This is a genomic window from Tardiphaga sp. 862_B3_N4_1 (assembly GCF_051811085.1).
In the GTDB taxonomy this organism is placed as follows: Bacteria; Pseudomonadota; Alphaproteobacteria; order Rhizobiales; family Xanthobacteraceae; genus Tardiphaga; species Tardiphaga robiniae.
In genome coordinates this window covers 638,858-651,766 of sequence record NZ_JBPWQB010000001.1, presented here as the reverse complement: position 1 = coordinate 651,766, position 12,909 = coordinate 638,858, and the positions used below count along the sequence as shown (strand labels likewise).

The 12,909-nt window shown below is 58.3% G+C and carries 8 protein-coding genes; 6 read left to right on the top strand and 2 right to left on the bottom strand.

Annotated elements, in window-relative coordinates; genetic code table 11:
- Nucleotides 1-1,120: 1,120 nt before the first annotated feature.
- Entirely contained in the window at nucleotides 1,121-2,140 is a 1,020-nt protein-coding gene (locus tag AB8B02_RS03125) for an ABC transporter substrate-binding protein (RefSeq protein WP_439063103.1), read from the bottom strand.
- 833 nt (nucleotides 2,141-2,973) lie between these two features.
- Between AB8B02_RS03125 and AB8B02_RS03120 the strand changes: the two genes are divergently transcribed.
- Complete coding sequence (locus AB8B02_RS03120) at nucleotides 2,974-3,609, top strand: DUF924 family protein (protein ID WP_439063102.1); 636 nt, start codon at nucleotides 2,974-2,976, stop codon at nucleotides 3,607-3,609.
- A gap of 1,194 nt (nucleotides 3,610-4,803) precedes the next feature.
- Nucleotides 4,804-5,640 carry an SDR family NAD(P)-dependent oxidoreductase gene (locus AB8B02_RS03115; protein ID WP_439063101.1) on the top strand — a complete coding sequence of 279 codons (837 nt, stop codon included), beginning with the start codon at nucleotides 4,804-4,806 and terminating at the stop codon, nucleotides 5,638-5,640.
- Nucleotides 5,641-5,715: 75 nt separating this feature from the next.
- Here the strand turns inward: AB8B02_RS03115 and AB8B02_RS03110 are convergent, their stop codons facing one another.
- Complete coding sequence (locus AB8B02_RS03110) at nucleotides 5,716-6,609, bottom strand: LysR family transcriptional regulator (protein ID WP_439063100.1); 894 nt, start codon at nucleotides 6,607-6,609, stop codon at nucleotides 5,716-5,718.
- 113 nt (nucleotides 6,610-6,722) lie between these two features.
- Between AB8B02_RS03110 and AB8B02_RS03105 the strand changes: the two genes are divergently transcribed.
- The 4 genes from AB8B02_RS03105 (at nucleotide 6,723) to AB8B02_RS03090 (ending at nucleotide 12,880) form a co-directional block, all read left to right on the top strand.
- Nucleotides 6,723-7,592, top strand: a complete 870-nt coding sequence (locus AB8B02_RS03105; RefSeq protein WP_439063099.1) for an NmrA family NAD(P)-binding protein — start codon at nucleotides 6,723-6,725, stop codon at nucleotides 7,590-7,592.
- A gap of 221 nt (nucleotides 7,593-7,813) precedes the next feature.
- Nucleotides 7,814-8,539: a response regulator gene (locus AB8B02_RS03100; RefSeq protein WP_439063098.1), complete on the top strand. Its 726-nt coding sequence runs from the start codon at nucleotides 7,814-7,816 to the stop codon at nucleotides 8,537-8,539.
- Between the two features lie 1,078 nt (nucleotides 8,540-9,617).
- Complete coding sequence (locus tag AB8B02_RS03095) at nucleotides 9,618-10,406, top strand: cytochrome-c peroxidase (protein WP_439063097.1); 789 nt, start codon at nucleotides 9,618-9,620, stop codon at nucleotides 10,404-10,406.
- Nucleotides 10,407-10,414: 8 nt separating this feature from the next.
- Nucleotides 10,415-12,880, top strand: coding sequence for a two-component system VirA-like sensor kinase (locus AB8B02_RS03090; RefSeq protein WP_439063096.1), 2,466 nt, complete (start codon nucleotides 10,415-10,417; stop codon nucleotides 12,878-12,880).
- Nucleotides 12,881-12,909 lie beyond the last annotated feature (29 nt).

Below are 12,909 nucleotides of genomic sequence, written 5' to 3'. Positions count from 1 at the left end.
CGGTCTTGTCTTTCGTCATTTGCTCGATCAGCCCGGTGATTGCGTTCCGGGCAAGCTGATCCGTGAGGACTACTGACATCCGCCGATAGTTTGCAATCTTGAAATCTAGCTCGGTACACTTTTCACACATGGCTCACCGCGAGATCAGGCGGGAGCGTAGAGCACTCTCAGTCACCGATGATTGCCGAGGAACGGGCGATGATTGGAAGACTTTACACCTGTCGCCCGGTTCCAGATATAGGAACGCATGGGCTGCTACCATTTTCGCACAGACACTACTTGGGCGGCTGCAACTCACCCTTTAACCAACCTACCACTTGATCTGTTTTAAGCGGGTCAGGTCGGTCGCAATTGAAGCATTGAAATGCGCGCGGCCCTTTACCGCCCGGCGGCAGCTCCAAAATCAGATGAGCCTCGCATTGGGGACAGGCCGGTCGTTCCGCTTGACCCATGGACAGATTTTTCCGCCGGTTGGGAACTTCGTCAATTTCAAATTACGTCCCGCCGAAGCCAACCAGATCACTGCGGCCGGAAACAAGCCACTACCCTGAGGCGGCCTTACTTCGCATTTCAATCTTTCGGCGATTCACGGAATCCAACGCAAAGACCATGAGGCTTCGCGTGAAAATATTGCGCGTCACCGGTGATCGTGCCGGCCATATCGTCGATTGCTTTTTGCAAAGCGCGAGCAGAAACCGAGCGCGGGTTGTCATAGATCGCACCCTATGTGTGCGGTCGAAGTTGGCGCATCAACTCCAGCATTATTACGTCGTGCGGATGTGGCTTGGCCGCTTCTTCCTCTCGGCGGCGCCGGCGCTTGTCCCGCGACCACCGCGAAATCATTTCGTCTCTCTATAATTCTCTGGTCGCCAAAGATGCGTGTGCACCCACCTACCCATGAACGCATTACGCAGCGTTTCTGCATCTCGATGATAGGTGAAGCAGAAAACAGCCCATCGCGTGCCTTCATGCATCACGCTCGCGCCAAGCACACGCAGCGACAAGTGCTTCTCCTCGGTGGAGAACAGAACCCTAACTCACAATCGGGAGCGTTTCACGGGAGCAGGTCAGCTTGTTCGCTGCGACCATAACCGATAGTAGGATTAGGCTCATTTGCGTGTCATTTGAGACCGGCGGCATGCTTAACAAACCGGTCTTCAAAGGTTTTGGTGAGGTCTATCTTCGTTTTCTCTATTCCCGGATTAGACTGCACCAAAACATTGAGCGCATTTTGCATACCATTCATGGGAATATCGCCGTCGACTGAATACATCGGTTTGGAATTTCGTACCGAGGCGAGGTAGAGCGTCCTATCGTTGAGAAGGTACTCCCGCGGTACCAAGTCGCCGATTTGCTCTGGAGTGGCGGCCTGCAGCCATCTCAAAGATTTATAGAACGCGTTGGTCAGCTTTTGCACGGTAACCGGATTCTCTTTGATGAAATCAGCCTTTAAATAAACGACCCCACCCGGATCTTGACCTCCGAAAATTTCCATACTGCTGCTCTCACTACGCGTGTCTGCAAGGATGACCACCTGCCCGTCTCCCTCAAGCTTCGTGATCACTGGGTCGACATTTGCCATAGCATCAATCACCCCGTGCTCCATCTGTGCGACGGACGCCGCCCCGCCGCCGACACCAATGAAGGAAACGTCACTAGGTTTAAGCCCGCTTTTTTCTAAAAGATAATTCACAAAGATGTTGCTCGACGATCCGGGGGCCGTAACGCCTATTCTTGCGCCTTTCAGATCTTTAACACTCTTAAATTTTTCGGCTTGTGTTCTCTGCACGACGAGCGCAAGTCCAGGGAAGCGGTCAAGTTCGATGACGGCCGTAATGGCCTGCCCTTTAGCCTGCATCAGAATAGTATGTTCGTAGGCTCCTGCTACTGCATCTACCGACCCACCGAGCAACGCCTTCAGCGAAGTCGATCCACCACCCAACTCATCAACAGCAACATCAAGCCCCTCTTCTTTGAAGAAGCCCTTCCGCTCCGCGACTGTCAGTGGCAAATAATACAATAGCGGCTTGCCACCGACACCTATCGTCAGCTTCGCTTTTTCCGCCTGTCCGGCACTCGCCTGTAATGCTGCCGTGAACACGACGAGTATTGCGAGAGAGGCTATTTTACTCAAGACCACAGTGCTTCTCCCATCTTCCTTATAGGGCTAGAAAATAACGCGATTCCGCAGCATGCCGCTCAACGTGCCTATAAGTATGGGAGGTTACAGCGCAGTTACGCAGCCGCAAAAGTGCGTTTCATTCGCAATGCAGGATCTTTGACTGCTTCGATAACGCTCAACGATCATCCTCATCCACATCTGAAAATCAAATAGATAGAGCTGATCGCGCCTGCATCCGGCGCGAAGTATCGTCACGCCCGCCAATCTTGGGCGGGCGCACTTGATCGGTCAGAAATTGTCGGCCGATTGGCTAAGGACGTGCAGGGCACTTCGCAATGCCATTTCGTTGTGGCTGCTATGGTTGCGCGTTGGTTGGCGCCAGCCCCTGCAGCCCGATCGGCCCGGCCGCCGACCACGAGAAAGTTGCAGGATTTTCCAGTAATTGAAGTTCGCGTGTTACCACCGCAAGACGATCCTTCGTTTTGCAACTCTACCGTAGTGAATTGCGTTCAGCTTTGACGTTAAGGCGAACTTCGTGACGAACAAGGGAATCGGTGGCTCATGCGCCGGGTGGCGGACTTATTTTGAAAGGAGAACCCCCGCCCCGGACCACCGTCCGCAATGCGAGCACCGTTGCTCGGCTCGTGGAATCGCCGTTACAAAACTCTTTCAAGCTCGAAAACGCGATTTGGGGCGCACCATTGGAGACGACAAGTGCCGACATAGAAGCAGTAATGAAAATACTGCAATATGCGAACTCGCCGAGAAGTCCGTTCGTCTCGTAGATCGTCACAACGACCGAAAGGTCAGTAGCCTGGCGCTGTCGTTCCATCTGAAGGTTTCAAACCATAATGAGTGAGATGCACGACTGGCGAGACGTTCACGAATTCTGGTTCCCTCCTGACCTTAAAGGAGCAGGTAGCGATGAGCTCGCTTGGATAGTTCGCTGGTGGATGGCTGGCGGCGCGACGCCGGAGCTTTCGCGCTTCTTACCGATAGTCGAATCAGCTCGAAAAGGCTTGTTGGATGACTGGTGCAAGACTGCCACTGGGAGGCTGTCGCTCATCATCGTCCTTGACCAGTTTACCCGAGGTCTGTTCGCCGGCACACCGGAAGCTTACAGCTCCGATGCGGCCGCACTACTTCTCGCCGAGGAAGGTCTCCGCGTCGGCCACTACGACGCGCTGTCAAGTTACTGGGAGAAAGGCTTTTTTCTGATGCCTCTGACGCATACGGAAGGACCAACGCACCGACAGCGTTTGGAACTAGTCGTGTCAAAAGCGACAGAGCGGCTTGCGGAAGCACCAGAGAATCTTCGGTCCATTTTCCAATTCGCGCTGGGCCAAACTCAAGGACACCTTGATGTCATTTCGCGCTTTGGACGCTTTCCCCACCGCAATTCCGTGCTCAACCGTCCGTCGACTCCGGAGGAATTGGCCTATATTGAAAAGGGCGATTTCGTCCACACAAGAACCGCAAAGCTCTAATCCAAAGGCTAGCCTTGTTGCGAATAGTTCCGGACATCAGACCCGGTGCAGCCGTCCCAACCGGGTGCTCCGGGGCGGCGCCCTCAGGCTGACCTGACTACCATCCGGCGTGAAAATATAAATCACCGTTCGGATGAGCGCTGCAGAAAGACACAACCTCTCGATAGTGCTGTCCAAAAATCAAGCGTGTGGTGCGAGATCGGCTGCGATCACCTCTGGGTGTGCCCCCGGGGCCAGATTTCTTTTCGTAGGCGCAGTTGATGGTCTCGCACTAAGCATGCGTGCCGTGCTCGCGATGTGTATGCTGGCCCCGCCGGCCGCCCGCATGGAGCGCATCCGAGCGCAGGGTCAGGGCTTCCAGGAGACGCGCATAAGCGCTATGTCGTCTCCACCGATCGCCTTACATCGGTAACATCGACCACGATCGATTCGTAAATATCAAGTCTGCAGGTCGGTCTCCTACATTGCCATACATCGGCGCCGCCGCAGGTGTGATCGGCCGATGCTCGAATTTTTGAATGCAGTACCCCCTATCATTGCGGGTAACGCATTTGATACGAAGTTTCATATGCTGAGTGAAAGGTGTCATTCGGCCTGCAATATTGCGGGCCGAATGACAGTTTCAGGGGCAGATCACCACCAAGACGGTCAGTGAGTTCTTCGAAAAGGTTGGCCGTTCTACGCCGCACCTTCTCACCGCGTTCTTGCCCAACGACTGCCCGGCCTTACTTCGATGAACATCGAGATGATGAGCCATTTCATGAAACTCGATCGCTCTCTCCTGCGATCTTCGCACCGAGCTCGACCGCATGATCGCTCCTGCCGTCGTCATGGTGGACAAGCATGATTGGGCATGCCTTCCAAAGGCAGCGCGTGCGATCGCTCGCGGTACGCCAACGCTCGTCTTGTTGAATTTGAGGGCTCGGGCTACTCCACATTCTCCGAGGAGCCGGAGCTTTTTTCTGGAACCGGTCAACGCATTCCTAGTGAATTGAAAGGTTCGATTGGCGCAAACTGACCAGGAATGACGCTCCCCGCTACAAATGTAGCTTCATTGCAGGATGCCGAAACAGCGCGGCAACACGCACATAGCACATCTCACAAGGCGTTTAATCCTGCGTCCTTGTAGTCCGCAGCGACAGTGATCTGCCGCCCACGTTAGCGGATAAGTTAGTGCCCGCAGCGGAGATTTCTATGATCATGCAGCAATCGCTGGCCAGCGGAAGGCCAATCGCCGTGATCACAGGAGCTTCAAGTGGTATCGGGCTGGAGTTCGCCCGCCAATTGGCGTCGGAGTATGACCTCGTCCTTGTGGCCCGCCGCCAAGATATGCTGGAAGTCATAGCTGCCGAACTTGGTAACAAATTCGATACTCAGGTGCAGATTATGCCGGCAGACCTGACCAGGGAGGCCGAACTGTCGGTCGTTGCGGAGCGGGTCGCCGGTGAAAAAGACCTGGCTCTCCTCGTGAATTGCGCAGGGTTCGGGCTGGAGGGATATTTCTGGAACACCGGCCTTGCCGAGCAGGAGAGGATGCACCTCTTGCACGTCATGGCACCGATCAGGCTCAGCCATGCGGCACTGAAGAACCTCGTTGCGAAGGATTCCGGAGGCGTGATCAACGTGAGCTCTGTCGCAGGATTCGTCTGGTTTGGAAACGTCAGCTATGGGGCCACGAAGGCGTGGATGAATGCATTCGGGGACGGAGTGTGCGTCGACCTACGCGCCTCTGGTTCGAAGGTGACGATGCAGACCCTTGCCCCCGGTTATACGCATACGGAGTTTCAGCAGGCGATGGGCGTGGACCCCACGAAGGTTGCCCCGCCTGAATCGTGGTCGACAGCCAGCGACGTGGTCCGCGCCTCACTGGCGGGACTTAAACGAGGGAAGCATTTGGTGGTGCCGGGATGGCGTAACAGAGCGCTCATCGCACTGTTTGCCCTGCTGCCCTGGTCGTTGCGCCGGAGCTTGTTGGCCAACAGGGCTAGAGATTACAGCGCGGCGCTGCGCGATCGGGCTACTGATGCTTAGGATGGCTTCAGCGACCCTTTCTGCTACGCGCCCCTGCGTGGCCTGCCCGCGTCGCTCGCGCTTGACGGCCGAGTATCAACGCAAGGTGCGCGACACGAAGTCGATAAAGGCGCGCACCTTTGCGGCGGGAAGATGCCGCGAGGGATATAACGCGTATAGCGGGAAGGTCTCGTCGGGCCATTCCTGGAACAGGTTCACCAAGCTTCCGTCGGCGAGTGGCTCTTTCACTGCAATGGCGAGCACTTGACAGATTCCCGTGCCTGCAAGGCATTCCGTCAGCATCGTGCCGGCATCGCTCAGCACGAGCCGGGTCACGATCGGAATCGTGACAACTTTGCCGCCGCGGTGAAACTCCCATGCGTAGGGTCGACCGGTCTGAGGATCGCGAAAATCGATGCAGTGGTGCATCGGCAAGTCTTGCGGCGTGCGCGGTTTGCCGTGGCGATTGAGATAATCTGGCGACGCGACCGTGATCACCTGGATGTCCGCAAGTTTGCGGGCGATCAGCGAGGTCGCCAGCGGTTCACCGAACCGGACCGCGACATCGATGCCGTCCGCCACGAGATCGCCGACCTGCTCACGAGTGATAGTTTCCATTACGAGCTCTGGATATTGCGCGAGGAAGCCCCCCAGCTGTCCGGCAAGCACCAGACGCGAGAACAACGGATCGATATTCACCCGCAGGCGACCGCGCACCCTGGCGGCTGCGCCGGACGCATCAGCGGCCGCCTCTTCGATTTCCGCCAGCGACGGCCTTACGCGCTCGTAGAAACGCCGTCCCTCGTCCGTAAGTGCGACCGCACGGGTGGTGCGGTCAAGAAGCCGGACGCCGAGCCGAGCTTCGAGCCGCGCGATGGCATGGCTCACGCCGGAGGGCGACATCCCCAACGCTTCTCCGGCCCGCGAGAATCCACCGCTGGATATCACGGCGTCGAGCACAGTGACGCCGGTGAGCAGTCGTCCGTCCATAAGGGTTCCATTGGTGAAATCCAGTCAGCAATGGTGTGACGAAATCCCATTTCAGTCAAATGCCAATCAGTGAGATCAAGGACGCCTCGAGCGACCAACATAGGAGATGCCGCATGTTCGCCATCACCGGTGCCACCGGCAAGGTCGGAGGTGCAGTTGCCCGCACCTTGCTGGCAGCTAACCACCCCATTCGTGTCATCGTTCGCGATAGCGCCAAAGGCGAGCGCTGGGCAGCGCTCGGGGCCGAATTCGCCATCGCGGACAGCAACGATATCCGAGCAATGACGGCGGCCGTGTCGGGCTGCGCCGGCGCCTTCGTGATGCTGCCGCCGACCTTTGATCCGTCGCCTGACTTCCGTGAAGCTCGGCAGACGATCGAGGCGCTTCATCAGGCTCTCCTGGCGGCGCGCCCGCCGAAGGCCGTGGTACTCTCCACCATAGGCGCGGACGCGTTGCAGCCGAACCTGCTCAATCAGCTCAAGCTGCTCGAAGAAGGATTATCCGATCTGCCAATGCCGCTAACGTATCTGCGCGCGGCTTGGTTCATGGAGAATGCCGCATGGGACCTCGAGCCGGCCCGTAGGGAAGGCGCTATCTCGAGCTATCTGCAGCCTTTGGATAAACCTTTCCCGATGGTTTCCGCCGAAGACGTCGGTGTGAACGCGGCAGAGTTGTTGCTGGAAGACTGGTCGGGCCGGCGCATCGTCGAACTCGAAGGGCCGTGCCGCGTGTCACCGAACGACATCGCGGCTGCGATTGGCAGGTCGCTCGGACGTCAGGTGCGCGCACAAGTCGTGGCTCGCGATGACTGGGACCGCCTATTTCGTTCGCAAGGCATGATCAATCCGCTACCACGGGGTCAGATGCTGGACGGCTTTAATGAGGGCTGGATCGACTTCTCCGAGCGGGACGCGACGTCCCGGAAGGGCACCATAATGCTCGAGCAAGCGATCGCCGCCCTGGTTGCCACGGGCGGCGGCTGACGTCCGCGAATGCTCTTCGGCTAACACAACATGTCGCTCGAATGGAATCTGGGTTACTGCTCGAACCAGCATGTCAATGCAGTTCGTCGCACATAGAAGCGATTCCAGCTGCTCTCCGTTGTAAAGGCCGCATTTAATTTTGGTGTTAGCCGATCCTCGGCAGATTAGTTGTATGCGCCCAAGGCCATGACGAGATGTCGCGTAAAGCTGAGCAACTAAACATGTTAGCAGATGTCGGCCATATCATCGTCGTGGATGACGATCCCACCTTGCGGCAGATGATCGTCAGATATCTGGAAGATCAGAACATTTCGAGCAGATCAGCGTCCAACCGAGCCGAGTTGCACCGCCATCTCGAAGGATCGCAGCCTAGTCTGATCATTCTCGATCTTCGCCTCGGCAAGGAGGACGGACTGGACCTGCTGCGGGAGATACGCTCGCATTCCGACGTGCCTGTCATTATTACGACCGGGCATCGGCCCGATGAAATCGACCGCATCGTCGGCCTTGAACTCGGCGCGGACGACTACATCGTCAAGCCGTTCAGCCTGAGAGAACTGCTGGCGCGAGCCAGGGCCGTGCTGCGGCGGCACGAGATGGGTCGGGTTGCGCGCGCCCGGGATCCCGAGCGGGGCGGATATCGATTCAACGGCTGGAAGCTCGAACGCCGGGGGCGCAGGCTTATCGACGCCAGCAACGTCCCGGTCGCGCTGAGCAAAGGCGAATACGCCCTGCTGCTGGCCTTTCTCGAAGCGCCGCATCGTCCACTGAGCCGGGAGCATCTGCTTCAGGCGACACGCATTCACCAGGATATCTTCGACCGCAGCATCGACGTTCAGGTATTGCGGCTGCGACGCAAACTCGAAATGGACCCGAGCGCGCCGCGCGTTATCCAGACTGAGCGTGGCGTGGGCTACGTGTTCACGGTTCCAGTCGAGCCATTTTAGGCTGAAAAACGGTGCGATTCTTCCTTGTCCAAGGCTGCCGGCTGCGATTGTAACCCTTTCTCCTCTCACGGAGACACCCGCGTAACGACAGACCAGCAGAGTCCCTCCGCAAACATCGCCGTGAGGATACTATCATGCTGAAATCGCAAGTTCCTTCAAACGAAGTACAGGAGGCGCGACCTAGCGCCAGGTCGCTCTTTGCAATAGAGCCCGGTGCGCCCACCGCTCCTCGGCAGCCAACGGATCCTGGCGCTGAAGCTGAGCATACTGGGGGACGGTGGCTGGCCTTCTTAAGATTGGTTATGAAGGGCTTAGAGCTGTACGGCGCGTCGTTGTATCCGGCCGAGCTCTTGCTTGAAGTGCCGCCGTCAACGGACGTTGTTAGTCCGTCGGATCGGGCGGGGGGACGGCCGGATGCCATGATCCACGAGTTGGAAGGATCGCGCGCGTATCGCAAGAGTAGATCCCATCCGCAGAGCGGTATGTGAACCGACAAGTGTGCGCCGCGTCGATCGAATTGGCGGAATCCCGCGCGATCAGGCGCGAAGATATTAGCGCTTTGGCGCGGGAGCGAGACGTCAAAACGCACACTCGCAAGATGAACACCGAGCCGAATAATAGGTGCTGCCGTGATTTGGGATGCTGTTTACTTCTCGGTCGCCGCGATGGAATTCTGTCGCGCGACTGCCTATCACATTGTGTCACGCGTCTTGGGAAGCGGCAGGATCAACGTTATTCAACGAAAAGTGGCCAGAAAACGCGACCGATGTGGAGGCGAAGCCTCATTGATCAACAAGGCTTGATAGGTGCCGGTACCAATTTCATGGCGCCGGTCGTTGCTGATGCGTGAGGCGACACTTATGTGCGACGCGTGTCCAGGTCTGCCCACGCAACTATCGGCGTTCTGATGCGGTGGCGATCTGCTATTGCGATCTGTACGTTTCTCGTAGGTTGGCCCGAGTGGCTTCCGGCGCCGCCTTCGGCCCTACCGCAGTCGGCACTACACAGGCCGATAGCGAGCCGACAAGAGGAGCCTATTACGCCGATCCTAGCCCCTCCGCTGATCGATCCTCTAAGGGTGCAACTCGGCGAGCGCCTTTTCAACGATTCACGCTTGTCGGCGAACGATGCTCGCAGCTGTTCCTCATGCCATGACATCAACACGAACGGTGCGGGTGCGAAGGAACGTGATATGGACCCCGACGGCACGGAGCTTACGCTCAACACACTCACCGTCTTCAATTCGACACTCAACTTTCGCTTAGGCTGGGAAGGCAATTATCGCGACGTGGAGACGGCAGTCACAATGTCGCTGGTCAATCCCCGGATCATGGGGAGCAGCCTCGCCGACATCGCGGAAAAGCTCGACCGCGATATGGGGATACGCGATAGGTTCATGGCGGCTTACGGCATGGGTCCGAACGGCGAAAACATCGTGGACGCCCTCGTAAGCTTCGAGCGAACGCTACTCACGCCCGGCAGCAGATTCGATCGCTGGCTTATGGGAGATGAAGGCGCGTTGACTGCCGAGGAACTGGACGGATACGGTCTGTTCAAATCCATGGGCTGCGTTTCCTGTCATCAAGGCGTCAACGTCGGCGGCAATCTGTTTCAGCGTCACGGCATCTTTCATCCCTTGGCCTCGCTCGACCCGACGATCCTGCGTGTGCCGAGCCTGCGCAACGTGGCGACGACTGCGCCCTACTTTCACGACGGCAGCTCGCCCACGCTCGATGACGCCGTTCGGAAGATGGGATATGCGCAACTGAACGCGGTGCTGACAGATCGTCAGGTGAAAGCGATCGTTGCGTACCTCACCAGCCTGACGGGACAATATCGAGACGTGCCCGTTCGAGGTGGACCATGAGAGTCGCCATGGCGCTGGCCGGTGTCTCGCTTCAGCTGGCGCTCTCGACATGGCTTCTTCTGAGCGGCCTGAACCTTAACTCCGATCGCTATGACCGGCAGTTACAGGCACTTGCAGATTTCACCCGGTTCGAACGCGGCATAGGCCGTGAGGTGCTCACATCGCGCGCCGGTTTATCGCGGAACTATGACGCGCTGGTGAAAGCAGTACGCGACTACGAAGCCGCATTACAGGGGCTGCGCGAGAGCGCGGCTTCGGACCCCGAAGAAAATGCGGCGGTCGAGAGACTGGCCGCGCGCGCCGGCCGGCACGAACAATTAATCGAGCAATTCAAGAGCAGTAACGCGCTACTTGAAAATTCATTCGCCTATTTTGGCATGTTCGGGGCGCGGCTTTCATCTTCCGAAGACCAACCGCTGGCAACCGGGTTCTCCGCGCTTGCGGCAGCTATGCTGCAGCTCACGTTGAACACGTCGAGCAGTGCCGCTGGCGAGGTACAGTCGCGGCTCGACGGACTTGAGCGCTTGCATGCGTCGCCGGAGGAAGCCGCTTCGGTACGTGCCGTCATTGCACACGGGAAACTATTGCTCGATGTGCTTCCAGCCGTCGATTCAATTTTGAAGTTGCTGGTCGCCGAGGCGAGCAACCGTGAGCAGGATACGGTTCACGCGTTGATCATAAAGCGACAGCTCGCGGCTCGTGCCGCAGCGCGCCAGAACCGGCTTCTGCAGTATCTCACCTCGCTTCTGCTGCTCGGCGGGCTGGTATATTTCGGCCGATCTTTGCGAGCGCGCGCCAAGGCCCTGCGCCGACGCGCTGCTTTCGAGCACGTCATTGCCAACATCTCGATGCGGTTCATCGACACCCGCCATGTCGATCTCCCGACGCACGTGGAGAGCGCGCTCGAGGCGCTTGCCGGCTGTATTGGTGCCGACAGAGCCTACTTCGCCTGGCAAGCACCAACAACCTGCCACGCCTACCAGTGGACGCGCGAAGGCGTTAGCCGTGAGGAGAGTTGGCCGGAGCGCGCACTCGGTCTGGCTCGGTGGTTGGAAGCCGGCGAGGACGCGATCATCTATATTAGAAAAGTCAGGCCGTCGCATTCGTACGACGCGATGAGCCAGCTCGATGAAGCGGGGGTACGCGGCTGGTTGTGTATCAAGCCACTGATCGAGCAGCAACAAGACGCTATTCTTGGATTCGACGCCGTGCAGGTCGCAACGCTGAGCGATTGGGCGGAAATCGTGCTCTTTAGATTGGCTTTTGACGCCATTCGCAATGCGGTTCGTCGGGTGAGCCTCGAGCGTGAGATGGAGCGGTTGTACGCCAGGCTGCAACAGGCACGGCGGATGGAAACGATCGGGACGTTTGCCAGCGGGATCGCTCATAACTTCAACAATATCGTCGGGGCGATCCTAGGCTACGTCGAGCTGGCAGGGCCCGGCACGGCGCCAGGAAGCCGGTCAGCGACGAGCCTTAATGAGATCCGCCGGGCCGGTGAACGGGCTCGGGAGCTCGTAGGACAGATTCTGTCGTTTGGCCGCCGCAGCGGGGGCAGACAGGAGCTCGTCCGCATCGAGGTGCTGGTAGCAGAGACCACCGGTCTGCTGGCCGCATCATTACCCTCACATGCGAAACTAGCGGTTATTCAAAGCGTCAAGACGGCAACCGTATTAGGCGATCCGGCGCAATTGCAGCAGGTCATTATCAATCTCTGCAATAATGCTGCACAGGCGCTGGAAAAGCCCGGCTTAATCAAGCTGTGTGTTGCGAAGCGCGAGATCATCAGGCCGTTGCGCATCGGTCGCACCGATTTGGGCACCGGCCGCTTCACCGTTATTTCGGTTACCGACCCCGGACACGGTATGGATGACGCTACGCTGGAGCAGATCTTCGAGCCGTTCTTCACCACGCGCGCGGAGGGGACCGGCCTTGGGCTCGCAACGGTCCGCGAGATCGTCGAGCGACACGGAGGCGCCGTGGAGGTCCAGACCGCGCCTGGCACCGGCGCCCGCTTTGATGTCTGGTTGCCTTGCGGCGGGTCGATCGACCCGCCAAAGGCGCGGCAACCACCGCCTCTTGCTTTTCGCGGCGATGGAGAAACCATCCTGGTGCTTGAGGTCGACCGCAGACGGCTGCTGCATGACGAAGAACTCTTGGCAGCGCTCGGCTACGAACCAGTTGGATTCACGGAGCTGACCGCTGCTGAAGCGGCTTGCCGGGCTGCACGCCAGCGCTTCGATGCCGCGCTGGTATGTCACGTCCCCGGCGGTTCTTCCTTGGGACTGGCCGCGGTGTTGCATCAAGCAGTGCCCGACCTGCCGATCATCCTCGCGAGCCCCTCGACGCATGAATTCGCTGCGCACGTTTGGGCCGCTTCCGGTATCGCCGAGATGGTTCATCACCCCTTGTTATCTTCCGAACTTGCCGTGGCACTTGCGCGGTGTCTCGGAGCGACATCCTCCATCGGATAGTCCGGGCCGATAGCTCGTCGTCACCCGCA